This is a genomic window from Agromyces sp. Marseille-Q5079 (assembly GCF_051016555.1).
In the GTDB taxonomy this organism is placed as follows: domain Bacteria; phylum Actinomycetota; class Actinomycetes; order Actinomycetales; family Microbacteriaceae; genus Agromyces.
This window is the reverse complement of sequence record NZ_JBPEJF010000003.1, coordinates 490,376-515,233: the sequence shown is the minus strand read 5'-3', so window position 1 is coordinate 515,233 and position 24,858 is coordinate 490,376. Positions and strand designations below refer to the sequence as shown.

At 70.9% G+C, this 24,858-nt stretch carries 29 protein-coding genes; 22 read left to right on the top strand and 7 right to left on the bottom strand.

The genetic code is table 11. The features are described from left to right. Window positions 1-5 precede the first annotated feature (5 nt). Window positions 6-230, top strand: a complete 225-nt coding sequence (locus ACR3IO_RS09885; RefSeq protein ID WP_434071020.1) for a hypothetical protein — start codon at window positions 6-8, stop codon at window positions 228-230. Window positions 231-255: 25 nt separating this feature from the next. On the opposite strand, the gene ACR3IO_RS09880 is transcribed toward ACR3IO_RS09885, so the two are convergent. Beyond that, window positions 256-552, bottom strand: a complete 297-nt coding sequence (locus ACR3IO_RS09880; protein ID WP_434071019.1) for a Dabb family protein — start codon at window positions 550-552, stop codon at window positions 256-258. A gap of 38 nt (window positions 553-590) precedes the next feature. After that, a complete protein-coding gene (locus ACR3IO_RS09875) occupies window positions 591-1,892 on the bottom strand; it encodes a cation:proton antiporter (protein WP_434071018.1) in 1,302 nt (433 codons plus the stop codon). Window positions 1,893-2,084: 192 nt separating this feature from the next. Here ACR3IO_RS09875 and ACR3IO_RS09870 point away from each other — a divergent pair, with 192 nt between their 5' ends. The 9 genes from ACR3IO_RS09870 (at window position 2,085) to ACR3IO_RS09830 (ending at window position 9,389) form a co-directional block, all read left to right on the top strand. Next, window positions 2,085-2,444, top strand: coding sequence for a GntR family transcriptional regulator (locus ACR3IO_RS09870; RefSeq protein WP_434071017.1), 360 nt, complete (start codon window positions 2,085-2,087; stop codon window positions 2,442-2,444). Then, complete coding sequence (locus tag ACR3IO_RS09865; RefSeq protein ID WP_434071016.1) at window positions 2,441-3,346, top strand: ABC transporter ATP-binding protein; 906 nt, start codon at window positions 2,441-2,443, stop codon at window positions 3,344-3,346. Before ACR3IO_RS09870 ends, ACR3IO_RS09865 begins: the two co-directional genes overlap by 4 nt. Further along, on the top strand, window positions 3,343-4,113 hold the full coding sequence (locus tag ACR3IO_RS09860) for a hypothetical protein (RefSeq protein WP_434071015.1): 771 nt from the start codon (window positions 3,343-3,345) through the stop codon (window positions 4,111-4,113). The genes ACR3IO_RS09865 and ACR3IO_RS09860 overlap by 4 nt, the downstream gene beginning before the upstream one ends. 216 nt (window positions 4,114-4,329) lie before the next feature. After that, the gene (locus tag ACR3IO_RS09855; protein WP_434071014.1) at window positions 4,330-5,697 is read left to right on the top strand and encodes a lytic polysaccharide monooxygenase; all 1,368 of its coding nucleotides are present in this window, start codon (window positions 4,330-4,332) and stop codon (window positions 5,695-5,697) included. A gap of 163 nt (window positions 5,698-5,860) precedes the next feature. Further along, on the top strand, window positions 5,861-6,577 hold the full coding sequence (locus ACR3IO_RS09850) for an ABC transporter ATP-binding protein (protein ID WP_434071013.1): 717 nt from the start codon (window positions 5,861-5,863) through the stop codon (window positions 6,575-6,577). Next, a complete protein-coding gene (locus ACR3IO_RS09845) occupies window positions 6,574-7,899 on the top strand; it encodes an FtsX-like permease family protein (protein ID WP_434071012.1) in 1,326 nt (441 codons plus the stop codon). The genes ACR3IO_RS09850 and ACR3IO_RS09845 overlap by 4 nt, the downstream gene beginning before the upstream one ends. 37 nt (window positions 7,900-7,936) lie before the next feature. Then, window positions 7,937-8,275 (top strand): chorismate mutase, encoded by a 339-nt coding sequence (locus tag ACR3IO_RS09840; protein WP_434071011.1) that lies wholly within the window; start codon window positions 7,937-7,939, stop codon window positions 8,273-8,275. Further along, window positions 8,272-9,192: an SDR family NAD(P)-dependent oxidoreductase gene (locus tag ACR3IO_RS09835; RefSeq protein ID WP_434071010.1), complete on the top strand. Its 921-nt coding sequence runs from the start codon at window positions 8,272-8,274 to the stop codon at window positions 9,190-9,192. The genes ACR3IO_RS09840 and ACR3IO_RS09835 overlap by 4 nt, the downstream gene beginning before the upstream one ends. Then, window positions 9,189-9,389, top strand: coding sequence for a hypothetical protein (locus ACR3IO_RS09830; RefSeq protein WP_434071009.1), 201 nt, complete (start codon window positions 9,189-9,191; stop codon window positions 9,387-9,389). The genes ACR3IO_RS09835 and ACR3IO_RS09830 overlap by 4 nt, the downstream gene beginning before the upstream one ends. Here ACR3IO_RS09830 and ACR3IO_RS09825 read toward each other — a convergent pair. Then, on the bottom strand, window positions 9,376-10,656 hold the full coding sequence (locus ACR3IO_RS09825) for an alpha-D-ribose 1-methylphosphonate 5-triphosphate diphosphatase (protein WP_434071008.1): 1,281 nt from the start codon (window positions 10,654-10,656) through the stop codon (window positions 9,376-9,378). The two genes, ACR3IO_RS09830 and ACR3IO_RS09825, sit on opposite strands and share 14 nt — an antisense overlap. Beyond that, a complete protein-coding gene (locus tag ACR3IO_RS09820; RefSeq protein ID WP_434071007.1) occupies window positions 10,653-11,384 on the bottom strand; it encodes a GntR family transcriptional regulator in 732 nt (243 codons plus the stop codon). The genes ACR3IO_RS09825 and ACR3IO_RS09820 overlap by 4 nt, the downstream gene beginning before the upstream one ends. Window positions 11,385-11,633: 249 nt before the next feature. Here ACR3IO_RS09820 and ACR3IO_RS09815 point away from each other — a divergent pair, with 249 nt between their 5' ends. The 11 genes from ACR3IO_RS09815 (at window position 11,634) to ACR3IO_RS09765 (ending at window position 23,168) form a co-directional block, all read left to right on the top strand. Further along, entirely contained in the window at window positions 11,634-12,563 is a 930-nt protein-coding gene (locus tag ACR3IO_RS09815) for a phosphate/phosphite/phosphonate ABC transporter substrate-binding protein (protein ID WP_434071006.1), read from the top strand. An 83-nt stretch (window positions 12,564-12,646) separates the two neighbouring features. Then, window positions 12,647-13,471: a phosphonate ABC transporter ATP-binding protein gene (gene phnC / locus ACR3IO_RS09810; protein ID WP_434071005.1), complete on the top strand. Its 825-nt coding sequence runs from the start codon at window positions 12,647-12,649 to the stop codon at window positions 13,469-13,471. Then, on the top strand, window positions 13,471-15,264 hold the full coding sequence (phnE, locus tag ACR3IO_RS09805; protein WP_434071004.1) for a phosphonate ABC transporter, permease protein PhnE: 1,794 nt from the start codon (window positions 13,471-13,473) through the stop codon (window positions 15,262-15,264). Before phnC ends, phnE begins: the two co-directional genes overlap by 1 nt. Next, on the top strand, window positions 15,261-16,421 hold the full coding sequence (locus ACR3IO_RS09800; RefSeq protein WP_434071003.1) for a TIGR03364 family FAD-dependent oxidoreductase: 1,161 nt from the start codon (window positions 15,261-15,263) through the stop codon (window positions 16,419-16,421). The genes phnE and ACR3IO_RS09800 overlap by 4 nt, the downstream gene beginning before the upstream one ends. Beyond that, a complete protein-coding gene (locus tag ACR3IO_RS09795; RefSeq protein ID WP_434071002.1) occupies window positions 16,418-17,329 on the top strand; it encodes a phosphonatase-like hydrolase in 912 nt (303 codons plus the stop codon). The genes ACR3IO_RS09800 and ACR3IO_RS09795 overlap by 4 nt, the downstream gene beginning before the upstream one ends. Window positions 17,330-17,335: 6 nt before the next feature. Next, window positions 17,336-18,508, top strand: coding sequence for an alcohol dehydrogenase catalytic domain-containing protein (locus tag ACR3IO_RS09790; RefSeq protein WP_434071001.1), 1,173 nt, complete (start codon window positions 17,336-17,338; stop codon window positions 18,506-18,508). Between the two features lie 40 nt (window positions 18,509-18,548). Then, window positions 18,549-19,181, top strand: coding sequence for a hypothetical protein (locus tag ACR3IO_RS09785; protein ID WP_434071000.1), 633 nt, complete (start codon window positions 18,549-18,551; stop codon window positions 19,179-19,181). Between the two features lie 75 nt (window positions 19,182-19,256). Further along, window positions 19,257-19,676, top strand: coding sequence for a pilus assembly protein CpaE (locus ACR3IO_RS09780; protein WP_434070999.1), 420 nt, complete (start codon window positions 19,257-19,259; stop codon window positions 19,674-19,676). Between the two features lie 326 nt (window positions 19,677-20,002). Next, on the top strand, window positions 20,003-20,764 hold the full coding sequence (locus ACR3IO_RS09775; protein ID WP_434070998.1) for a lysostaphin resistance A-like protein: 762 nt from the start codon (window positions 20,003-20,005) through the stop codon (window positions 20,762-20,764). Window positions 20,765-21,194: 430 nt separating this feature from the next. Continuing rightward, on the top strand, window positions 21,195-22,184 hold the full coding sequence (locus ACR3IO_RS09770; RefSeq protein ID WP_434070997.1) for an NAD(P)-dependent alcohol dehydrogenase: 990 nt from the start codon (window positions 21,195-21,197) through the stop codon (window positions 22,182-22,184). A 366-nt stretch (window positions 22,185-22,550) separates the two neighbouring features. Further along, a complete protein-coding gene (locus ACR3IO_RS09765; RefSeq protein ID WP_434070996.1) occupies window positions 22,551-23,168 on the top strand; it encodes a hypothetical protein in 618 nt (205 codons plus the stop codon). A 141-nt stretch (window positions 23,169-23,309) separates the two neighbouring features. Here ACR3IO_RS09765 and ACR3IO_RS09760 read toward each other — a convergent pair whose 3' ends face one another. The 3 genes from ACR3IO_RS09760 to ACR3IO_RS09750 form a co-directional block, all read right to left on the bottom strand. Then, window positions 23,310-23,789 (bottom strand): hypothetical protein, encoded by a 480-nt coding sequence (locus ACR3IO_RS09760; protein ID WP_434070995.1) that lies wholly within the window; start codon window positions 23,787-23,789, stop codon window positions 23,310-23,312. 63 nt (window positions 23,790-23,852) lie between these two features. Beyond that, window positions 23,853-24,119 carry a Txe/YoeB family addiction module toxin gene (locus tag ACR3IO_RS09755; RefSeq protein WP_434070994.1) on the bottom strand — a complete coding sequence of 89 codons (267 nt, stop codon included), beginning with the start codon at window positions 24,117-24,119 and terminating at the stop codon, window positions 23,853-23,855. Further along, window positions 24,116-24,364 carry a type II toxin-antitoxin system Phd/YefM family antitoxin gene (locus tag ACR3IO_RS09750; RefSeq protein ID WP_434070993.1) on the bottom strand — a complete coding sequence of 83 codons (249 nt, stop codon included), beginning with the start codon at window positions 24,362-24,364 and terminating at the stop codon, window positions 24,116-24,118. The genes ACR3IO_RS09755 and ACR3IO_RS09750 overlap by 4 nt, the downstream gene beginning before the upstream one ends. 203 nt (window positions 24,365-24,567) lie before the next feature. On the opposite strand from ACR3IO_RS09750, the gene ACR3IO_RS09745 reads away from it, so the two are divergent. Then, window positions 24,568-24,795: a YkvA family protein gene (locus tag ACR3IO_RS09745; RefSeq protein WP_434070992.1), complete on the top strand. Its 228-nt coding sequence runs from the start codon at window positions 24,568-24,570 to the stop codon at window positions 24,793-24,795. Window positions 24,796-24,858 lie beyond the last annotated feature (63 nt).

The window sequence follows — 24,858 nt, the reverse complement described above, 5'->3', positions numbered from 1 at the left end:
CGATCATGGACGCGCAATGGATCGATCCGCCCCCGCACCCGGTTCTCGACGGGCAGCTGCACCTCTACGACGCGGCCAATGCCGAACACCGCAACGTCTCGGCCTTCTGGGCCCAGTTCGACCAGGCTCCCGAGAGCCCCAGCCGATGGTCCGACGCCTCGGCGGCGTACTGGCGTTCGGCCGGCATGATGCCGGCCCGCGTGACCCGGCGCGTCTCGATGTACCGCTGAGGCCGTCACCGGGATCGGGCACGGCTCAGCCCTCGAGCGGCACCACGTCGATCTCGAGGAAGTCGACGACCTCGGGCACCCAGCGGCCCTGCACGAAGGCGACGTGGTCGGGGTGCACGTTGTACGCGTCGTAGGCCGCCTGGTCGGCGAACTCCATCGAGACGAAGAACGTGAAGTCGTTCTTGGGGCTCACCTGCCGCAGCAGTTCGAAGCGCTCGACGCCCGGGATGCCCCCGAGTGCGGCGTTGGCGGCGAGGAACGCGCGCTCCTCGTCGGAACCGGCGGGATGACGCAGGCGGAAGGCGACCGTGTGGCGGATCATCGCCTCAGCCTACGGCCGGACGTCCCGCTCCGCCCCGGTCAATCCGCCTCGGGGGCGTCGGTGCCCGGCCACGACTGGCCGGAGAACTGGCGTCGGCGCCGGGGCAGCGTCGTGGGCCGTGCCTCGCCCGCGGCCGGGTGACCGCTCGCGTGCGCCGTGTACCAGCGGTGGTAGGCGGCGACGAGCGGCACGGAGGTCAGGCCGTGCAGCAGCACGCTGAGCGCGACGGTCACGACGACGGTGGACAGCACGACCTCGCCCTCGGGGACGCCCTCTTCGACCGCGAGCAGCACGAAGACGAGCGAGGCCAGCCCACGTGGCCCGAACCAGCCCATGAAGGCGATGGTCGGGAGCCGCGCTCCGCGCCCGGCGAGGGCGATCGCCACGGGGACCATTCGCACGATCGTGAGGCTGAGCGCGGCGTAGAGCACGACCTGCCAGGTGATGTGGGGGATCGCGCGCGTCAGGGCGAGGGCGCCGAAGCCGATCCAGGTGATCGCCGCGAACACCTCGCCGGCCTGCTCGGCGAAGATGCTCACGGTCGACCTCGCCGGACCCGCGAGGCGCCCGAACACGACCCCGCCCACGAACGCCGCGATGAACCCGCTTCCACCCAGGCCGTCCGCGATCACGAACGACAGCAGCGCCGCGGCCAGGGGCAGGATCTGGCGCCACTCCCGACCGACCCACTGGCGCCGATCGCCCATGCGGAACAGCAGCCCGCCGAGGATCCCGGCACCGGCCCCGCCGACGAGGCCCCAGCCGATCTGCGCGGCCATGCTGGCCACGACCGCGCTGGTGATGCCCGTCTCGAGCTCGGCGTTGGCGATCGACAGCGCGACGAGGAAGAACGGCACGGCCAGGCCGTCGTTGAGGCCGCTCTCGACGTCGAGGGCCTGTCGGACGCGCCCGGGGACCTTCTCGTCGGAGACGACCTTCTGCCCGAGGGCGGCATCCGTTGAGGCGAGCATCGTCGCCAGCAGTACCACCGACGCGAGGGCCATGTCGGGGAACACGAGCACGCCGAGGCCGATGCCGGCGAGCATCGTCAGCGGAAGGCCGATCAGCAGGAGCCGGCCCGGCCACGACATCTGGTGGCGCAGGGCCGGAAGGTTCAGTCGGGTGGCGTCGCTGAACAGCAGCAGCGCGAGCGCGATCTCGGCCACGCGCTCCGCGACGACGGTCTCCATCGAGATGTCGAGGGTGCCGGGCACGACGAGGCTGACGGCGAAACCGGCCGTCGCGAGGAACAGCGCCGACGTGATCCCGCGCCGATCGAGCGGACGGGAGAAGGTGCTCCACACGATGATGAGCACCAGGATCGTCGCCACCGCCGCCATGCGGACCCCCTCTCGGACCCCGTGCGCCGCCGAGCGCTGATGACCTCCAACCTAGGCCCCGCGGTGCGCACGGCGACAGAGCGGGGTCGAGGAGACGGTGCGCGGATGTGCGCGGGAGGGTTGACAGCCGCCGTTCGACGTGGTTGGTTAGTTGGTGAAGTAACTAACCAATGAACCAAGCAGGGCGGCGGCATGGACGAATCGCGACCGATCTTCATCCAGATCACCGAGCAGGTCGAGAACGACATCATCGAGGGCACGCTCCCCGAAGGGGCGCAGATCCCGTCGATCAACGAGTTCGCGACCTTCCACCGCATCAACCCGGCCACCGCGCTCCGCGGCGTGAACCGGCTCGTCGACGACGGCATCGTCGAGAAAAGAAGGGGCATCGGCATGTTCGTCACCATCGGCGCGAGATCGCGCCTCATCGATCGGCGGCGGGCCGAGTTCGCCGACACGTACATCAGACCGCTCATCGTCGAAGCCGAGAAGCTCGGCCTCGACATCGACCAGCTCGCGGCACTCATCCGCGCAGAAAGGATCGAATCATGACCGCCACCGTCGTGCGCGCGCAGGGCCTCACCAAGCGCTACGGCTCGTTCACCGCCATCGACGGCGTCGACTTCGCGCTCGAGGAGAACCGCATCTACGGCCTCCTCGGCCGCAACGGCGCCGGCAAGACGACCATCATGCAGCTGCTCACCGGCCAGCTCTTCGCGAACGCCGGCGAGCTCGAGGTGTTCGGCCGGGCGCCGGCCGAGCACGCCGACGTGCTGCGCCGCCTCTGCTTCATCGCCGAGGCGCAGCGCTACCCCGAGGACTTCACGCCGGCGCACGTCTTCAAGGCCGCGCCCTGGTTCTTCGAGAACTGGGATGCCGCGTTCGCCGAGCGCCTCGTCGCCGACTTCCGGCTGCCGGTCAAGCGCCGCATCAAGAAGCTCTCGCGCGGGCAGCTCTCGGCCGTCGGCGTCATCGTCGGCCTCGCGAGCCGCGCCCCGCTGACGTTCTTCGACGAGCCGTACCTCGGCCTCGACGCCGTCGCCCGGCACATCTTCTACGACCGCCTGCTCGAGGACTACGCCGAGCATCCGCGCACGATCGTGCTCTCGACCCACCTGATCGACGAGGTCGCGAACCTGCTCGAACACGTGATCCTCATCGACCAGGGCCGCATCCTCCTCGACCGCGACGCCGAGGAGGTGCGCGGGTCGGCGACCACCATCGCCGGGGCCCGCGCCGCGGTCGACGCGTTCACGGCCGACCGGCCGGTCATCGGCCGCGAGGGCATCGGCGGACTGGCATCCGTCACCGTCGACGGTCGGCTCGACCAGGCCGAACGCATCAGGGCGGCCGAGCTCGGGCTCGAACTCGCACCCGTCTCGCTCCAGCAGCTCATCATCCACCTCACCGGCACCGACCTCACCGGATCGACCGAACAGGAGAAGGCAGCATGACCACCGTGACCGCGACTCCGATCGTGCGCACCGAGGGCCGATCGCGATTCAACGAGATCTGGCGCATCGTCCGCCTGCACTGCGTGAACCCGTCGATCTTCTTCGGCATCCCGTGGATCATCCTCGGCGGCGCCTGGGCGGTCACGATGCTGATCGCGCTCATCATCTCGGGCGTCGGCGGGCTGCCGCAGGAGGACGTGCTCGAGGGCTTCCGCTACAGCTGGGCCGTGCTCTCGCCGCAGTGGTACCTCGTCGCCGTCGGCGTGCAGGCGATCGCGTTCACGTTCTCGTTCGCGCTCGGCTTCGGCACCACCCGCCGCGACTACTGGCTCGGCACGAGCGCGATGTTCGTGTTCGTCGCCGTCGAGATGGCCGCCGCCATCGCGACGCTCGTGCAGATCGAGAAGGCCACGAACGGCTGGGGCATCGGCGCCGGAATGTTCGATGCGCTCTGGTACGGGCAGAACGGCTGGCTGGTCGACTTCTACACGTCGTTCGCCCTGCAGATGTTCGTGCTCTTCGTGGGAGCGGGCGTCACGACCATCTACATGCGGTGGCGCATGAAGGGCATGCTCACGCTCGTCGGGTCGGTCATCGTGCTCGTGCTCGGCGCGATCGCGATCGTCACGGCCCTGGGTGCATGGCTCGACGTCTGGACCTGGTTCGGCGCGATCGGCGTCGTCGGCGGGTTCTCGATCGTGCTCGGCCTCGCCGTGGTCTGCGCCATCGGCGGCTACCTCGTGATCCGGCGGGCGACACCCCGCTGATCCCGGGCCCGGTCACGGGCGTGCACAGGCCGCGGCGCGGCATCCGGTGGGGGTCGGATGCCGCGCCGCGGTCGCGCGTGTACGTGGAACGGCCTAGGCCGGGTGCGGGAACTACGGATGCCGCCGCAGCCGCCCGTGCGTAGCGTGCCGGTGTCGGGCAGGGCGACCGCGCCGTGCCTCGCAGAGGCGGCGCACGCGCCGCGGAGAGGATGAGAGATGCGAACCACTTCCCGGCGGCGGAGGCCGACCGTGCTCGTCGTGCTCGCGACCGCGACCGCGATGGCGATGCTCGGGGTCGCCGCACCCGCATTCGCGCACGGATGGATCGGCGGCTCCGGCTCCGACCTGACCGCCCGGCAGGTGATGCCGGGCAACACCGGACTGGGCGCGGTGGCATACGAGCCGCAGAGCCTCGAGGCGCCGGGCGGATTCCCCGAGACCGGGCCGGCCGACGGCAGGATCGCCTCCGCGGGCATCGCCCAGTTCTCCGAGCTCGATGCGCAGACCGCGACCAGGTGGGTGAAGAACGAGATCGCGCCGGGCCCGCACCGGTTCGGGTGGACGTACACCGCGCCGCACAACACCGACCAGTGGCGGTACTACATCACGAAGAACGGCTGGAACCCGAACGAGCCGCTGAAGCGCTCGTCGTTCGAGCTGCTCCAGGTGGTCGCGCACGACCACACGGCCGCGAACACGAACCCCGTGCACACCATCACCATCCCGAGCGACCACACGGGCTACCACGTCGTGCTCGCCGTCTGGGAGGTCTGGGACACGACCAACGCGTTCTACAACGTGGTCGACGTGAACATCTCGGGCTCGGGCGGCCCCGCCGACACGTCGGCCCCGACCGCGCCGACGGCACTCGCGAGCACGTCGACCTCGTCGTCGAGCGTCGGCCTGGGCTGGACCGCCTCGACCGACGACCGCGGCGTCACGGGGTACCGGGTGGAGCGCGCCACGGCGACGGGCGCGTTCGCGCAGGTCGCCCAGGTGACCGGCACGAGCCACCTCGACACGGGGCTCGCCGCCTCGACGGCGTACCGCTACCGCGTGGCCGCGGTGGATGCCGCGGGCAACGTCTCGGCCTGGAGCTCGGTGCTCTCCACGAGCACGGGCGCCGCCTCGCAGCCCGACACGCAGGCGCCGACCGCGCCGACGGGCGTGCACAGCATGGCGACGACCGCGTCGAGCGTCGACCTCATGTGGACGGCATCGGCCGACGACCGCGGCGTCACGGCCTACCGCGTCGAGCGGGCGACCGCGACGGGCGCGTTCGCGCAGGTCGCGCAGGTGGCCGGCACGAGCCGCCTCGACCAGGGCCTGACGGCCTCGACGGCGTATCGCTACCGCGTCGCGGCCGTCGACGCGGCGGGCAACGTGTCGGCGTACAGCGCCGTGTTCTCGGTGACGACCGCCGCCGGCTCGGGCGCCGCGCCCGCCTGGAATCCGAGCGGCGCCTACGTCAAGGGCGATCGGGTGAGCTCCGGCGGCGTGGTCTACGAGGCCGTGCAGACGCACCAGGGCGTGGGCGATCCGAGCTGGATCACCGCGCAGTCGCTCTGGAAGCCCGTGGCCTGACCCGCGCGGAGCGCGAACCCCACGGGCACCGACCGCGGCGCGGCATCCGACCAGACCGGATGCCGCGCCGCATCCGCGCGTACATCCCGAGGCTGACCCGACGACCGCGCCGATCATCCCCCAGCCCGACGCGCGCGCCGGCCGGAACGGCGAGGCTCGAAGCATGAGTTCGTACGTGATCGAGGCATCCGGCCTCAGCAAGTCCTTCGGATCGACCATCGCGCTGGCGGGGGTCGACCTCTCGGTGCGCACCGGCGAGTCGCTCGCCATCATGGGCGCGTCGGGGTCCGGCAAGACGACGCTGCTGCACTGCCTCGCCGGCATCACCGCGCCCGACACCGGAACGGTCGGCTTCCGTTCCGGCGCCGGGGCGGTGATGGTCACCGGGCTCGGCGAGCGCGAACGTTCCCGGCTGCGCCGGGAGGCGTTCGGGTTCGTCTTCCAGCAGGGACTCCTCATCCCGGAGCTCACGGCGATCGAGAACGTCGCGCTCGCCCTCATGCTGAACGGGATGCCGCGGGCCGCCGCCGAGGGGTACGCGCGGGGCTGGCTCGCCGCGCTCGGCCTCGCCGGCATGGAGGACCGCCGCATCGGCCAGCTCTCGGGCGGGCAGGCGCAGCGCGTGGCGATCGCCCGCGCACAGGTCACCGGCGCGATCGTGGTCTTCGCCGACGAGCCGACCGGCGCCCTCGACTCGCAGACGAGCGCAGAGGTCATGACGGCCCTGCTCGACTCCACCACCGGACAGGGGCGCACGCTCGTGGTCGTGACGCACGACGCGGAGGTCGCGGCCCGCTGCTCCCGCATCGTCGACATGCGCGACGGCCGCATCGTGGGCGAGCGGCGGCGCCAGTCTCCCGAGGCCGAGGTGGCGGCATGATCGCCCGCGTCGCCTGGCTGCTCGCCCGGCCCGGCACCGGCGGCGCCGCCGCCACCGTGCTGCCCGTCGTCGCGTTCGGCGTGGTCACCGCCCTGCTCGCCACGGTCGCCGGCGGTGCGCAGACGTTCTTCACGTGGACCGACGACAGTGCGGTGCTGTACCAGATCCTCGCGGTCATCGCCCTCGTGCTGCTCGTGGTCCCGCTGGTCTCGCTGGGCGGGGCCGCAGCCCGGCTCTCCGCGCGCCGCCGCGACGACCGGCTCGCGACCCTGCGGCTGCTCGGCGCCACCCCGTCGACCGTGCGCACGCTGGCCGTGCTCGAGGCATCCGCCCTCGCCTTCGCCGGTGCCGTGGCCGGTGTGCTCGGCTCGCTCCTGCTCGCCCCGGCGATCGGGCTCATCCACTTCCGCGGCGAGGCGCTCGGCACGGCCGAGGTCGTGCTGCCCTGGTTCGTGCTCGTCGCCGCGCCGTTCGCGATCGCCGCGCTCGCCGCGGTCAGCGCCGTGCTGGGCCTGCGCCAGGTGGTCATCTCGCCGCTCGGCGTGCGCACCCGGCAGGACGCGCCGCGCCTGCACTGGGTGCGCGTGGTCGTCGGCGTCGCGGTCGTCGCACTCGGGTACGCCATCACGAGCGCGATCGGCGTGGCGCAGGCCGCGCTCGTACTCATGGCGATGCTCGCGATCGCCTTCGGCGGCACGCTCGCCGTGCTGAACCTCGTGGGGCCGTGGGTGCTCCGCCTCGTGGCGACGGGGCAGGCCAGGCGCGCCAAGACCCCGGCGCGCCTGCTCTCGGCACGATCGGTGCTCGAGTCGCCCAAGGTCGCCTGGCGTCAGGTCGGCGGCGTCGCGATGACGAGCTTCATGGCCGTGTTCGCGGGGGTCGGCGTCGGACTCCTCGACGCGGCCGGCACGGGCGGCGACGCCGCGTCGCGGATGCTGCTCGAGGACATCCGCACCGGCATCGTCATCACCGTCGTGGGCTCGTTCCTCATGGTCGCCTGCTCGGTCGGGGTGAACCAGGCCGCGGCCACGCTCGACCGCGCCGACCTCTACCGCAGCCTCGACATGCTGGGCATGCCGATCACGACGATGGATGCCGCCCGCCGGCGCTCGGTCATGTCGCCGCTGCTCATCACCACGATCGGCTCGGCCGTCATCGCGGCCGTCGTGCTGCTGCCGCTCACGGGCATCTCGCTCATCATCGCCCCGCTCTCGCTGCTCACGGTCGTCGCCGTGCTCGCCGCCGGCGTCGGCATCGTCTGGATCGGCCTCGCCGTGACGAAGCCGGTGCTCGAGCGAGCTGCGAGCCCGGCGGCCGGATAGGGCTTTCAGGGAGTCCGAGCGCGGGTAGGGTCGAGGCATGACTGATGGGCCCATCGACGAACGGGATGCCGCGATGTCCGAGCTGCTCGGCATCCGATCGAGCATCGACAACATCGACGCGGCCCTCATCCACCTGCTCGCCGAACGGTTCAAGTTCACGCAGAAGGTCGGCCGCCTGAAGGCGACGCACGGGCTGCCGCCCACCGATCCCGACCGGGAGAAGCGCCAGATCGCGCGCCTGCGCGACCTCGCGATCGACGCCCACCTCGACCCGGCGTTCGCCGAGAAGTGGTTCAACTTCGTCGTGGCCGAGGTGATCCAGCACCACGAGGAGATCGCGGGCACGAAGGACACGGCAGGTCCCGCCGGCTCATGAGCTGGTACCCGCTCGCGCTGCCGCCGCAGGCGGGTCATCGATTCCTCGTCACGGGCGCCAACGCCGGGCTGGGGTTCTTCACCGCTGCGAGGCTCGCGGCCGCCGGCGCGCACGTCGTGCTCGTCGGGCGCAGCGCCGAGCGACTCGATGCTGCGACGTCGGCGATCCGCAGTGTGCGGCCCGCGGCATCCGTCGCCTCGCTCGTCATCGACCTCTCGTCGCAGCGCTCGGTGCTGGCCGGGGCCGAGACCCTGCTCGCCGAGGCGCCGCTCGACGGCATCGTCGCGAATGCGGGCATGGTGCACACGCCGAAGTCGCGCGAGGTCTCGGTCGACGGCGACGAGCTCGTGCTCGCCACGAACGTGCTCGGGCACTTCACCCTGCTGGGCCGGCTGCTGCCGCACCTCACGCTCGGCGCCCGCATCGTCTCGCTCGGGTCGCTGTCGACCCGGCTCTCGACGTTCCGCCTCGACGACCTGCAGCTCACGCGCTCGTACGACTCGTGGCGGGCGTACGCGCAGTCGAAGATCGCGACGCAGGCGTTCGCGTTCGAGCTCGACCGGCGCCTGCGGGCGGCCGGCGTCGCCGTCTCGAGCGTCGTGGCGCACCCCGGCTACTCCATCAGGGGCCGAACCCCCACCGTGCCGGGCGTGAACGAGCCCGGTCGCGGCGACCGCTTCGCCGACGCGCTTCAGGGGGCCTGGGCGCAGGGCAAGCACCGCGGCGCCGAGGTGAGCCTGCACGCGCTCACCGCACCGGATGTCACGGGCGGGCAGTTCTGGGGCCCCCGATACCTGACGCGCGGCGAGCCGAGGCTGCAGACGCCCGCGCGCGTGACCACGAAGCCCGCGGTCGGCGAGCGGTTCTGGGCCTTCGCCGAGGGGGCGACGGGGCGCGCATTCCCCATCGGCGGATGAGCGGGTCCGACCCGGCCCGGGCGCCGTTCCTCAAGCGTCCCCGGGTGCGCCGGCTCCTGTCGCGCATCGTCGTGGTCGTCGGGGCCGCGCTCGCCCTCCTCGGCGTGCTCACGGCCCGCTACGGGTACCTCGTCGTGGGCATCATCGTGATCGGGCTCGGCGCCGCGCTCGGCCCCGGGCGCATCAGGCGCGGCTAGCCGCGTCGGCGTCCGGCGCTCGATCCGCGTTGCCGGCCGCGGCATCCGGTCGCCGCAGGCTCGCGAGCACGCGCGGCCAGGCCCCGGTGGTGTCGACGAGGACCAGGTCGGCGCGCAGCCCCGGCCGCAGCGCGCCCCGGTCGGCAAGGCCGACCGCCCTCGCCGGGCCGCTCGTGACGAGGCCGATCGCGCGGGGGAGCGTGCACCGGCCGTCGCGCGCGAGCAGGAAGGCGGCCGCGAGCTGGGCCGAGGGCAGGTAGTCCGAGGCCAGCGCGTCGACGAGGCCGGCGGCGATGAGCTCGCCGGCCGAGACGTTGCCGGCGTGCGAGCCGCCCCGCACCACGTTCGGCGCCCCCGCGACGACGAGCAGCCCGAGCTCGCGCGCCCGCGCCGCCGCCGCGAGGGTCGTCGGGAACTCCGCGACCGCGGCCCCGCGCGCGGCGAGCCCGTCGGCGTCGGCGGGCGTCTCGGGGTCGTGGCCGAACAGGCGGATGCGGCCCGCACGGGCGAGCTCGCCGAGCCGGTCGAGCGTGCGATCGCGGAGCCCGATCCGCTCGTCGCGCGAGTCGCGCCACCACTCGACGTGGGCCGACGCCTGCGCCTCGTCGAGCCGCTCGCCCTCGACGAGCCAGCGCCGCATCGACGCCGGATCGGCGTACTGCCCCTGCCCCGGCGTGTGGTCCTCGTGCGAGACGACCAGCACCTCGTCGGGGCGGCTCGCGAGTCGGGCCTCGAACGCGGCGATGCCGGAGGGGCAGCGAACGTCGAGTCGGTGCAGGATGCGCGGCGCCTGCGCGCGTGTCGGAGCCTGGGCCTCGAGGTCGGCCACGAGCTCCGCCGCGCCGGGGGATCCGATCGGCAGGCCGACGGCGCTGCGCGCCTGGAAGGCGATCCCGTGGAACGCCGTCGTGATGCCGGCGGCGTCCAGGCGCCCCTCGAGCGCGGCGAGCGCGAACCCGACGGGAACGGAGGCCCCCGGCCGGGGCCGGAGTTCGCGCGCGAGGGCGTCGCTGTGCACGTCGACGAGGCCCGGCACGCAGAACGCGCCGCGTCCGTCGACGTCGGGCCGGAACCCGGGCGGATGCCGCGACACCTCGGCGATGCGGCCCGAGCGCACGACGATCCGCGCGTCCTCGAGCACCGCGTCGGGGAGCACGGCCGTGACATGGCCGAGCGTGAAGTCCTCGGGAGGGGCCCCGAGCGGCCACGCCGCGGCATCCGCCCGCTGCTGCGAGGCGGGCTCTGCCGTCGGCGTCGTCGTGGTCATCGGCGGTCGCCTGGGGCCGGCGCGACGAGCTCGAAGCGCACCCGCATTGCGTCGGAGCGGATCCAGCGCTGCGTGAAGCACAGCAGGCGCCCCGAGATCGCATCCCGGTTGACGCTCTCGACGAGCCAGACCGGGTCGCCCGGCGTGCACTCCAGTTCCTCGGCGACCTCGTCGGTGGCCACCTCGATGCTCGCCCTGGACGAGGCCCGCTCGGGTTCGGCGCCGGCCATCTGGCGGAGGATCTCGTGCAGCGACGACTCGTGGCGGATCGCCGTAGCAAGCTGCGGCAGCACGTCGACCGGCACCCACTCGTCGCCCCACGACGCGGGCAGCCCGTCGGTGAACGAGCGCCGGCGGAGCCGGAAGCAGGGCTCGCCGGTGGCCCGGCCCAGCCGCTCGGCGACGTCGGCCGGCATGTCGACCGCCTCGCACGAGCGCACCACGCTCCGGGGCACCGATCCGGCCTCCCGCACGGTGCGGCTCCACGAGGGTGCGCGCCCGGAGGAGATCACGTAGTCGATGCGCTTCGCCGTGTAGGTGCCGCCGCCCTTGACCCGGCGCACGAGCATCCGCCGCGCCAGCTCCTGGAGCGCCGCGCGAGCGGCCGCCCGGCCGACGCCGAACCGCTCGGCGATCTCGTGCTCGCCGGCGACCTTCGTACCGGGAGGGAGGTCGCCGAACTCGGTCGCCAGGAGGTCGGCGATGTCGCGGAACTTCGTCTCCGGCACGAGGGGAAGTCTCGCCTCCGCGAGTGAACGACGGGTGAAGTCCGAGGGAAGCGAGCGGGAGGACCCGGCGGAACGAGGCCCGCCCGTGCCCCCGCCGGCGGACCTGACCGAACAGGCGCGCAGGTCCGCCGTCAGCGGTTCACCTGCCGGTTACCACCGTGCCCCTCGGTGTTGGCGCCCCCTGCTTAACGTGAACCACCGGAACACACAGCATGCGTCGCACCAGGCGCACTCCACGAAAGGTTTCCGATGCGATTCACCCCCAAGGGCATGGCCGCGATCGCCGCTGCCGCGCTCCTCACCGTCGGCCTCGCGGCCTGCTCCTCGGCGAGCGCCAACTCCGACGAGCCGACGTCCGGCGCCGCCGAAGGCACCTTCGCGGTCGACGAGAACACCATCGTGTTCGGCGTCGTGCCCGACTCGGTCGACACCGAGACCAACTACCAGCCGCTCATGGACTACATCGCCCAGGAGACCGGCAAGACCGTCGAGTACCACGAGTCGACCGACTACGCGGCGCTCATCGAGGCCGCCGTCGCGGGCAAGATCGACGTCGCCTCGTTCTCGGGCTTCACCTACGTCACGGCGAAGAACAACGGCGCCGCGATCACGCCCGTCTCCTCGATCATCACGGCCGAGGGCCAGGAGCCCGGCTACTACTCGCAGGCGATCGTGCCGACGGGCAGCGACATCACCGACCTCGCCGGCTTCGAGGGCAAGAAGGTCTGCTTCGTCGACCCGTCCTCGACGTCGGGCTACCTGTTCCCGTCGTACAACCTGCTCGAAGAGGGCATCGACCCCGAGACCGACGTCACGCCGGTCTTCGCGGGCAAGCACGACGTCTCGGTGACCAAGGTCGGCGAGGGCGTCGAGTGCGACGCCGGCTTCGCCGAGGACAGCGAGGTCGCCAAGAGCGACAAGGTGAAGGTCATCGCCGAGACCATGGTCCCCGGTGCCCCGATCGTCGTCTCCGACACGCTCCCCGAGGAGCTGAAGACGCAGCTCACCGGCATCCTCGGCGAGGTCAGCATCGACGACATCATCGCCTCGGGCATCGACTCGGCCGACTCCGACGGATTCCGCAGCGTGTTCTACGCGACGTCGCCCGTCGACGACGCCTACTACGACACCATCCGCGACATCTGCGAGAAGACGAACGCGGAGCAGTGCCAGGGCTGACGCCCGGCCGGGGCTGACGTCCTGAACGGCCCGACCCGGCGGATCCCGCCGGGTCGGGCGCACGGAATCCACAGGAGAGAGACATGAGCGAGACATCCGTCATCGAGGTCGAGGGCCTCACGAAGCGGTTCGGCGACACGGTGGCGTTGGGGGATGCCGCCCTGAGGGTCGACCGCGGCGAGATCGTCGTGCTGCTCGGTCGCTCGGGCTCCGGCAAGTCGACGCTGCTCCGGCACCTCGACGGCCTCGAGACGCCCACGTCCGGTTCCGTGCGCGTGCTCGGCCTGGAGGTGCCGTCCCTCGCCGGGCGGCGCCTCCGGGCCCTGCGCGGCCGCGTGGGGTTCGTGTTCCAGCAGTTCGAGCTCGTGCCGTCGCTGACGGTGCTCGAGAACGTGCTGACCGGCGCGCTCGCCGAACTCCGCGGGCCCCGCCTCGGACTCTGGTCCTACCCAAGGCGGCTGAAGCTCGCCGCCCTCGGGCACCTCGACCGCGTCGGGCTGCTCGACCGCGCCTACCAGCGCGCCGACACGCTCTCGGGCGGGCAGCAGCAGCGCGTCGCGATCGCGCGGGCGCTCATGCAGGAGCCCGAGATCCTGCTCGCCGACGAGCCCGTCGCCTCCCTCGACCCCGAGTCGAGCGCGCAGGTCATGGCCCTCATCCGCGAGATCGCCCTCGACGCCGGCCTCACGGTCGTCTGCAGCCTGCACCAGGTCGACCTCGCACTCTCGTGGGGCGACCGCATCGTCGGCCTCCGCCACGGCGAGGTCGTGCTCGACACGCCCGCCTCGGGCCTGACCAAGGCCGAGGTCATGGAGATCTACGGCAAGGTCGTCACCTCCACCTCGGAGCTCTCCGCCATCGAGACCGAGTTGGCGGATGCCGCATCCGTCGCGGAACCGGTGCACTGATGCCCGCCGTGCTCGCCGAGCCGCAGCCCCGAGGGGATGCGCCGCCTCGCTCGGACGCCGACTCCCTGCTGGAGCGCGCGCCGAAGCGCGCCGTCTCGCCGGAGCGCGTCGCCGCCACGCTGACCCTGCTCGCGATCGTCGGCGTCGCCGTGTACGCGATCGCCGAGTCGGGCATCTCGATCCCCGCGCTCCTCGAGAGCTGGGGCAACGCCGAGCGCTTCTTCGAACGCGTCGGCGGCATCGAGTTCCCGCCGGCCGCCGAGCTCGTGGAGCTCACGGCGCTCACGCTCGGCATCGTCATCAGCGGAACCCTCCTCGCCGCCGTCATCTCCGTGCCGGTCGCGTACCTCGCCGCCTCCAACACGACTCCGGGTCGCGGCTGGCAGGCGTTCGGCCGGTTCATCACCGTGCTCACCCGGGCCATCCCCGACGTCGTGCTCGCGATGGTGTTCGTGCTCATGTTCACGATCGGCGCGCTGCCCGGCATCCTCGCCATCGGGATCCACTCGATCGGCATGATCTCCAAGCTCTTCGCCGACGCCATCGAGCAGGTCGACGAGGGACCGCGCCTCGCGATCCGTGCCGCGGGCGGCTCCAAGCTGCAGGAGTTCACGAGCGGCATCCTGCCCCAGGTGCTCCCGTCGTGGGTGGCCACGGTGCTGCACCGCAACGACATCAACCTGCGCGGCTCGGTCGTGCTCGGCTACGTCGGCATCGTCGGCCTCGGCATGGAGATGTCGTTCGCGTTCAAGTCGCTGAACTACTCCGAGGGCCTCGGCATCGCGGTCGTCATGTTCGTGCTCTGCGTGGTCATGGAGATCGTCTCGAGCGTGATCCGAAAGGCGATGCTCGGAACCGCGCCCACCGGGCGCGGACTCGGCGACCGGGTCGTCCGCGGCGTCGCGAACGCCCGGGCCCGCCGTACACCGTCCGATGCTTCGAGCCGAGCGGATGCCGCGGCGCAGCGCCCCTCGCCGATCGAACCCTCGTCGACGGCCGAGCTCGAGGCCGCCCTCCGCCGCCCGTGGACCGCCACCCGCATCCGCAACACCGCGTGGGGCTGGATCGCCGTCGCGGTGATCGTCGCGAGCGTCGCCGTGTGCGACATCCAGTGGGGCGACCTCGTCACCTTCTGGGCCAAGGTCCCCGCGATCGCCGTGCAATTCTGGCCGCCGAACTTCGGCAACTACGACGCCGAGACCATGTTCACGGCGATGGGCGAGACGGTCATGATCGCGCTCGCCGCGACCCTGCTCGCGGTCATCGTGTCGGTCGTCGTCGGCTCACTCGCGGCTCGCAACGTGGCCCCGAACGGCACGGTGCGGGGCTCGTTCCGGCTGCTGCTGCTCGTGGTCCGCGGCATCCCCGAGCTGATCCTCGCGATCGTGCTCATCGTCATCACCGGCCTCGGCGCCCAGGCAGGCACGCTCGCCCTCGCGTTCGGCGGCATCGGGCTGCTCGGCAAGCTCATCGCCGACTCGCTCGAGGAGGTCTCGGCCGGCCCCGAGCGCGCCGTGCGGGCGACCGGGGCGAGCCGCTCGCAGGTCTACGCGTCCGCGACCGTGCCGCAGGGCACGCGGGCGCTCATCGGCCACAGCTTCTACCTGCTCGACACCAACATCCGCGCGGCGACGATCCTCGGCATCGTCGGCGGCGGCGGCATCGGCTACTACCTGCTGAACGCCGGGCAGGGGTCGAACTACCAGGTCGTCACGTCGATCGTGTTCATGATCCTCGTGACCGTGCTCATCGTCGAGGGCATCGCGGTGTGGATGCGGCGGGTGTTCCGATGAGCGGGGCACGGCGCGGATCGTTCGACGTGGTGGTCGTCGGCGGCGGCATCGTCGGCCTGGGCACCGCCCTCGCCGCGCGTCGCCGCGGCCTCAGCGTCGTCGTCGTCGAGCGGGGCAGCGAGGCGTCCGGCGCCTCCATCCGCAACTTCGGGCACCTCTGCATCACGCCGCAGTCGGGCCTCGCCCGCGCCTTCGCGAACGTCGCCCGGGAGCGATGGATCGAGCTGGCCCGCGACGCGGGCGTGTGGCTGCGCGAATCGGGCACGCTCGTCGCCGCCCGCCACGAGGACGAGCTCGCGCTGCTCGAGGAATTCGCGATCGGACGCGCCGGCGAGGTCGAGCTCCTCGACGCCGACGAGGCCGAGGCGCGGATGCCGCTGGCCCGCGGTGTCGCGGTCGGCGGGGCGTTCCTCCCGCGCGACCTGCAGGCCGACCCGCGGCAGGCCGTCGGCGCGATCACCGCGCACCTGGCGCGCGCGGGCGTCGAGTTCCGCCTGCGCACGAGCGCGACCGGCGTGCGACCCGGTCGCGTCGAGACGAGTCGCGGCCCGATCGACGCGGGCGCCATCGTCGTGGCGGCCAACCACGACCTCGACCAGATCTACCCCGAACTCGCGGAGCAGCGCGGCATCGTGCGCTGCGGTCTCGACATGATGCGGGTCGCGGCCCCCGACCTGCGGATGCCGCTGGCGGCGCCGCTGCTCACCGGCTGGTCGCTCGTGCGCTACAGCGGGTTCGCCGGCACCGGCGCGGCATCCGCCCTCCGGGACCGGCTCCATGCCGAGTACCCCGCGCTCGCCGCCCTCGACCTCAACCAGATGTACACGCAGCTCCCCGACGGCTCGCTCATCGTGGGCGACACGCACTACCGGGGCGCGACCGTGGCGCCGTTCCAGTCCGAGATCGCCTTCGAGGCGCTCGTCGAGGTCGCGCGCGACCTCTTCGGCATCGAGCAGCCGCGCGTGCTCGAGCGCTGGCAGGGCGTCTACGCGAGCGGGCCCGACGACTTCCTCATCGAGGAGGTCGAGCCGGGCGTCCACCTCGCCGCCGCGACCACCGGCATCGGCATGACCACCGGACTCGGCCTCGCCGAGCATGTGCTCTCCACCATCACCGATGCCACCACCACGACCACCCTGCAGAGAGGCGCATCATGAGCACCGACCACCCGAACACCGCATCCGGAGTCCTCGCCGACGTCGACGGGCTCGACGCCCTCGACGTGATCGAGCGACGGGACGAGGACCTCGAATCCGCGCGCGGCGAGGCGTGGGACCTCGACGACGACCTCGAGGAGGACTTCCTCGACGAGGACGACGACGAGGAGGACGGCGAGGTGCTCATCGAGCTCATCGTGCTCGACATGGCCGGCACCACCGTCTCCGACGACGGGCTCGTCGAGCGGGCGTTCGCGCTCGCGGCCGAGCGCAGCGGCATCGCGACCGGCGACGAGTTCGACGAGGCCCTGCAGTACGTGCGCGACACCATGGGCCAGTCCAAGATCGAGGTCTTCACCGCCCTCGCCGACGGCGACGTCGCTGCCGCCGAGCGTGCGAACGCCGAGTTCGAGGGCGCCTACGCCGAACTGGTCGGCGTGGTCGGCGTGGCCGAGATCCCCGGCGCGCGCACCGTCATCGAGCAACTGCGCGCCGCCGGCGCATCCGTCGCCCTCACGACGGGCTTCGCCCCCGTGACGCGCGACGCGATCATCGACGCGCTCGGATGGCACGACGTCGCCGACGTGCTGCTCTCGCCCGCCGACGCCGGTCGCGGCCGCCCCGCGCCCGACATGGCCCTCACCGCGCTGCTGCGCACCCGGACCGACTCGGTCGAGGCGATGGTCGTCGTCGGCGACACCGTGAGCGACATCGAGTCGGGCGTGAACGCGGGCGCCGGACTCGTGGTCGGCGTGCTCACCGGCGCCCACGACCGCGAGGCGCTCGAAGCTGCCGGCGCTGACGAGGTCATCGACCACATCGGCCAGCTCCCGATGCTGCTCGGCCTCGCGCGCGTCGCGAGCGTCGGCCTCGACCGTGCCGACTCCGGCACCGACGGCTCCGAGTAGGCGCGCATGTCGATGCACACCGTCGCCAGGCTGACCGACACCGACGTCCTCGTTCGGCCCTCGCCCGTCGCCATGGTCTGGAACGAGCCCGGACGACCCCTCGAGGCGCTCGCCGTGCCCGGGGTGCACCTCGCCGACGGCGAGGCCCTCGTCGAGGTCGAACTCGCCACCGTCTGCGGCTCCGACGTGCACACCGTGCTCGGGCATCGTCCCGCGCCGACCCCGCTCGTGCTCGGGCACGAGCAGGTGGGTCGCGTCGTCGCCCTCGGCCCCGGGGCCGTGCGTTCCGACGGTAGCCCGCTCGAACTCGGCGACCGAGTCGTCTGGTCGGTCACCGTCAGCTGCGGCGAGTGCGACCGCTGCGCACGCGGCCTCACGCAGAAGTGCCGCGCGCTCGCCAAGTACGGCCACGAGCGCGTGCACCGCGGGTGGGAGCTCTCCGGCGGGTTCGCGACCCACGTCCAGCTCCGCGCCGGAACCGCGACCGTCCGCATCGACGACGCCGTGCCCGCCGCGGTCGCGGCGCCGGCCTCGTGCGCGACCGCGACGGCCGTCGCGGCCCTCGACGCGGCATCCGCTCGTGTCGACCTCGAGGACGCCGTCGTGCTCATCACCGGCGGCGGCATGATCGGGCTGTCCGCCGCCGTCATCGCGGCCGAGGCCGGCGCGATCGTGATCGTGTCCGAGCCCGACGCCGCGCGCCGGGCGTTCGCCCGACGCCTGGGCGCGCACACCGTCGACCCGCGCGCCCGCGCCGGAGCACCCGACCGGCTCGACGCCGTGCTCGCCGGACTCGCCGGCGACGACGAGGCGCCCCGCGAGGTGCTCGTCGCGATCGAGGCGTCCGGGTCCGCCGCGGGCGTGCGCACGGCCGTCGCGACCGTGGCCACCGGCGGCGTCGTCGTGCTCGTCGGCAGCGTCTCGGGCGGCACCGAGCTGACGGTCGACCCGGAGTCGATCGTGCGGCGCCTGCTCACGATCACGGGCGTGCACAACTACACGGCCCGCCACCTCGAGATGGCGACCGCGTTCCTCGAGCGGTCGTGGCGGATCCTGCCGCTCGACGAGATGGTCGGCCCGACGCACGCGCTGGCGATGCTCGACCAGGCGCTCGTCGAGGCCGCGAGCGGCAAGCACATCCGCGTCGGCGTCGCGCCCGGACGGCGCGTCGCCCCCTGAGCCGCTTCCGTCGGGGCCGCCTTCGGGAGAGCATTGGGGGATGACCCCGAATCCCGGCCCCGACGGAGGCGTCGATCCGAGCCGGGCGGATGCCGCGGGCGCAGCGGATGCCGCAGCGCCGGCGCCCGATCCGTCGGAGACGGCCGCCGAGGCCCCGTACGAACCGGCCGCGGCGGTCGTGCGGCACCTCGTCGCTGCTGCGGCGGCCGAGCTCGCGGCGGCGGGTGCTCGTCAGGAGGCGCTCGCGGAGTACGTGGCCGAGCGGCGCGTGCTCGGTATTCCCCGCGCCGCCCGCATGACCCCCGTCGCGAGCGTCTGGCGTCTCGGCGTGCTCCTCATCGACGACGGCGGCGGCCTGCACGGCACCGGCCGGGTCGTGCGCGCCGAGCGTGCGGCACGCCGCAGCATTACCGCCGAGGCGGTCGCCGAGCAGCGCGCCCTCCGGGCCGCGGCCGTGAAGGGCGGCTTCGCCGAGGGCGAGACCGTGAACTTCGATACGCAACCGGTCGACCTGGGCGAGCTCGCCCGCGACGCGGCATCCGGCCCGCTCGTGGTGCGCGACGGCGAGGTGCACGTGCGCTGGAGCCCGACCCAGCCCGACGCGCTCGCGCCGTTCGAGCGGTACCTGGCCGAGCGCGTCGACCTGCTCGCCCATCCGCCCGAGCGGGCGTGAACCCGTGAGCCGGCATCGCGCGGCGCGCGAGGCTCGTGGCGTGTCGCGGCGCCGGATTCACGGCACCATGGGGGGATGATCAGCCGGGAGCTCGCGCTCGCCCTCCGTGAAGCCGGACTCGTGTGGCATCCCGAGTCCGGTGACCGCTTCCAACTCGATCTTCCCTCCGATGTCGAGGCCGAGGTGGAGGCCGATGTCTTCACCGTGAGCGAGATGACGATCGAGGCGCGCCGCCACCCGACCGGCACGATCCTCGCCTTCAACGGCACGACGGAATGGGCGCTCGACTCCGTCGAACTCGCCGACGCGGTGTGGCTGCCGCGGGAGGACCAGCTGCGCGAGTTGCTGCGCGCGACGTTCCGCTCGCTCACACGGCTCGACGACGCCTTCGAGGTCGAGACCGAACTCGACGGCGCGCGGATGCGGTTCGAGCATCCCGATGTCGCCGAGGCCTACGGCCTGGCACTGCTCGAGCTGGTGGGCCGGTCGCGCTGACGTTCAGGAGTCGCGTGAAGATGGCTGATTCCGCGAGGGAGGGCGTGGGCGCTCGGCCAATTGGCTCAAATTGAGCCGACGGATCCTCGGCAGCCGTCTGGTCCCATCGAAGACCTGATCGTGCCGTTGCAGTAAGCGCACCCGCGCGGGCGTTTTCACCGGGCCGGGTAAACGGGCACCTCGTTCACTGGGCCCGGCGAGTTCAATCGACGAGCGACTCGCGAGTCGCGCCCCGCTGCCCGACCGGCTTCGGACCGGGTTGCCGCCATTCGACTTGCCGCTCGAGAAACGGCGAAACGGAAACTCTGCCCGGGTACTGTTCGGCCATGACCGCTGATCGCTCGCTTCGCATCGCGCCCCGTGTCTGGCTCGGCATCCTCGCCTACCTGCTGTACCTCGCCGTGTTCTACGGCGTCTGGATCTTCAACGGCATCGACTACAACCACATCGGCGACAGCGAGGACACCCTCTGGAAGTGGTACGTCGCGCCGCTGGCCGCGGGCTCGGTCGTGATCATCGTCATCGTCTCGATCTACGGATGGTGGCGGCCCGCGCTCTTCGAGACGAAGAAGCGACTTCCTGCCTGGGTCTGGGTCTTCCCCGGCATCCTCGCCCTGCTCGCCGTGATCGGCCTGTTCGGCGATACCTCCCGCGTCACCCCGCTGATGTGGGTGTTCCTCGTGGTCGGCAGCCTCCTGGTCGGCTTCAACGAGGAGCTCGTCACCCGAGGGCAGCTGATCGTCGCGTTGCGGAGCCGGTTCGGGGAGCTCGGGGTGTGGTTCTTCAGCACGCTGCTCTTCGGGCTCCTGCACCTGCCGAACACGCTCTTCGGCACCGGGCTGCCCGGCATCTCGCAGGTCTTCATCACGTTCCTGATCGGCACCGTCCTGTACCTGCTCCGCCGTGTCAGCGGCACGTTGATCTTCGTGATGGCACTGCACGCGCTCTGGGACTTCTCCTCCTTCGCAGCCCCCGGGGGCTTGTCCGGCATCGTGGGAATCCTCGTGGGCATCGTCGCCGTGATCTTCGCGATCATCCTCACCCGCCGGGAGAGCCGAGCAGAGAAGACCGTAGCCGCACCGGCGTGATCGAACCACCACCGCACGCTCCGCGCAACTCGAGCGTTCGGTCGTGCGCAAGCGGACCGGCATCCGGACGGCGGGTGGGGTAGTGGAGCATTGCTGACCGTGCGCGGCGCGTGCTTATAGGGCTTGCCCTCGTCGACATGCCGTGCGTTCCCCGGCGAGTTGACTTCACGCTGAGCGAACGGAATTCATCTACGGCATTAGGGCCACGATCCCCCTCAAGGAGTCGGGCGCCGGTTCGTCCTCAACAGCGGGACTCCATGGCTACGAAGCGCTTCCCGGCCACACCGCCGCGAAGCGCACTCTTCGGCGCAGCCGTCCGCGGCGCATTCCGCTCTGTGCGGAGGAAGCGCATGCGTGGGGCCACGCTGATGCCCGAGGTGGTGGCTGGCCGTTTGCTAGGCGCTGACAGCCCAGCCGTTGAATGTCGCCCATGGATGCAGCGCCTGCCGTCACTGAGTACGTTGGACTCGTGCGTGCTGTCGTGTGCTCGCGTTATGGTCACGATCTCGAGATCCGCGACCTCGATTCGCCACGTCCCGGCCATGACGAGGTGCTCGTGCGTGTCGAGGCCACGACGGTCAATCGAACGGATCACGCGACCGCCGCCGGAATACCGCGTTTCGCGCGGGTGATCACCGGATTGACGCGACCCCGCCAGAAGATCATGGGCACCGAGTTCGCAGGGTACGTCGTGTCCGTGGGGCCGAAGGTCACCGAGTTCGCGGTCGGCGACGCCGTCTTCGGCTTCGACAGTGGCACCCAGGCCCAGTTCCTCGCGCTCCCCGAATCTGGGGCATTGGCAAAGATCCCGCGCGGCATGAGCCCCGCGGACGCCGCCCCCACGACCGAAGGCGCCCACTACGCGTTGAGCATCCTCGAGAAACTCGACGTCGGCGCCACCAGCCGCATCCTCGTCTACGGAGCGAGCGGGGCGATCGGTTCCGCGGCGGTGCAGCTTCTTCGGCACCGGGGCGCCGCCGTAACCGCGGTGTGCGACTCTCGCGGTGTGGACCTCGTTTCGTCGCTCGGTGCGAACTCGGTCATCGACTACACCGCTACGGACTTCACTCAGACCGACGAGTGTTTCGATGCCGTCATCGACGCCGTCGGTAAGTGTCGATTCTCATTGTGCAAGCCACTCCTCAAGCCAGGCGCGCCGTTCCTGACGACGGACTTCGGCCATCGAAGCGAGAACCTCCGGTTGATCCTCTCCACTCGCTGGTTCGGCAACAACCGCGTCCGGTTGCCGATCCCCACGGACGCGCGCGCCCACGTTCGAATCGTGCGCGACTTGCTCGCGGCAGGCGACCTGCGCCCGGTCGTCGATAAGACGTTCGCGATGGATGACATCAATCAGGCGTACCGCTACGTCGCTTCGGCCCAGAAGCTGGGCAATGTGGTGGTCACGGTGCCCGCGTGATGGCCCAGTCGCAACACTGATACGGGCAGATTCTCTGGAGCGCAGTGTCCCCTCGCGACTATGGGGTCATGCAATCACGTACTGGTCTCGTCGCCGCCAGCGCAGCCTTCGCTGCCGAATGCTTGGTTGCGGACCGGCTCGCACACCCGTCCGGGGAGTTCTGATCGCCGACCACCAGCGCTCGCGTCAGTTCCAACGCGGCCGCGTCGGCGGCAGCCAGATTCAGCACGCTGAGGGACCGGCTATCGGGCGGAACCGCTTCGAAGCCTGTCTTGCGAGCACCTATATGATCGCGTCGTGCCTGGTGCGACTCTCTCTCCGCCGCGAAGTCGCCCATTCTGGTGGGCTTGGACGGCCCAACTCTGCGTGATCCTCGCCGTAAGCGCCTACCTAGTTTCAAGCGCGGTCGTACTTGTCCGAGCACCGCAGGCACCGTCGTGGACGGAGGCCGTTGCGACGCTGATCGGGGCTGCCGGCGTCGCCGGCGTTCTCTTGGCCGCCGTTGGCGGTGGGTCTCGGCTGATCGGCGCCACCCGAGATCGTAGGGTCGCTGATCGGGAAGGCTCAGGAGGCGGGCGCGTCTTTGGAGCGAACCTGCTTGACGACGCCCGTCTGATTCTCGGAACCTTCCCGGTCCAGGGTTCCCAAACGCGTCGTCTTCCGATGACTGGGACGTTCATAGCCGACGCCGACGGCCTTTCAATCTGGGAAGGGCCGGTAGCTGATCCCTTCAAGATCGCGTTCGTACCCTGGTCCGCGATTGTGGAAGTTCAAGCGAGCCGCGCTCGTATCGGCGCTCTCTCCAGCCGCTCACTCCACATAACGCTGCACGACTCCCGAGTGATGAGTCTTCAGCCGCTCGGGAGTGGTCTTCTCAACATGTTCGCGATCGCCCCAGCGGATCTGACACGGCTGGTGCAAATGCTCGAGGAGATCCGCGCGCATGAAGTCGCCCAAGGCCACCGCTCCGCGGATCTCGCGTAGTTCGCTCCTTGGCCATCTTTCACGCGAGGTAGGCCCGCAGAGCTACGCCTGAGCAGCGCAAACCGATGCGTTGAGCGATCCACTTGCGGGACTTGAGCGCCGTGTTGACCGACCGGAAACGGTTCAGGAGCCTGAACGCGATCAGCCCCTCCTCCCGTCCGGATCAAGCGGTACGGACTCCGTCGCAGTAGTCGTCGCCGTCACCACGAGCTCGCCTCCGTATGCTTCGGCCCGGATTCCCAACGAGCCAAAGGAAAGACCGACACCGATTATTTGGTCGACCTCATCTCCTATCCGACGAAGGGCTGTCAGTTCAGACCCGACGACCAGGTTGATTGGATCCGAAGCCGCCACGGCCTCACGGACGAAGACACCGTTTTCGTGGCGTATTCGCGCTCGTTCGCCGTCGGAGAGCGACTCATACGGGTCTTGCCAATCAGCTTGCTTCAAGCGGAGTGTCCAGTCGGCGCCCACATCGATGGTCAGAAATGTTCCGTCGGACCAACCGATGATGATCGGACCGACATCCTCAATCGGTTCGTCAGCAAATGCGAAGCGCACTCGTTCAAGGGACGAGCATTCACGCCCAACGAGATTTCTCGTGTCCACCCTCGTGGTCATTTCGCGACCTCAGAGTTTCGGAAGAAGTTGTTCGCCTTGGCGATTCCGATCGGGACAGCGCGGTCAATAGTGATAGCGGGCTTGGAGGATCGTGACAAACCGTTCATCGGCTATGTAGACGAGACGGTTGGCCTCGTCGATTCGCCGTGACCACGCTCCGGCAAGGGCGTGCTTGAGGGGCTCCGGTTTTCCGATGCCCTCGAAGGGGTCGTCTCGGAGGGTGTCGGCGATGATCGTGTTGATTCGCTTGAGCGTTCGACGATCCTGGGTCTGCCAGTAGAGATAGTCCTCCCAGCCCTCGGCAGTCCAGGCCAGCTTCCGGTCGCTCAAGGTTCGAGGAGATGGTGCTCGACGACGTCGCCTGCTCGGGCCTGCTCCATGGCGCTGAGGAGCCGCCGCGCGTTCTCAGGGGAGCGCAGGAGGTAACTCGTCTCGATGAGGGCGTCGTACTCATCCTTGGACATGAGCACCGCCGAGCCTCGCTTCGACGTGATCTCGACTTCGGTTTGGTCGAGGTTCACGCGCTCGATCAGGCCGAAGAGATCGCGCCGCGCTTCGCTTGTCGTGATAGCCATCTTTCCTCCAAAGTCGTACCAGATATGGTACCACTGGTCCGTGCGGCATCGCTGGGCTTCGCTGATTCAATCGATCATCATCTGGAACTGGAGGAGCCAACCGATCTCCGGCCGCCGCCCGCACGCGGATCCCGTTCTGCACGCGCAGCGAAGAGTTGGACTCACTTGCCGCAGCCGCCGCCGTTGTGCCGCACACTGGAAGCATGTGGAGGTTCCTCAAGGCGATCAAGGATCGCGAGCACCGCGTCGCGCTGTCGACATGGGTCGGTGCGATCGCCGCGGTGATCTACACGGTCGCGCCGATCGATCTGATCCCCGAACTCGTGCTCGGCCCTTTGGGATTCGTGGACGACATCGGCATTTGGACGATATTCGCCGTGCTCTTCACACGCGAACACCGCCGGTGGCAAGCCAGCCTCGTTTCGCGGTAAGCGCCAGGCGTTCCTCTTACAGGGCGGGGACCCGGCCACTCACCGATGCTGGCCTTGTGGTGA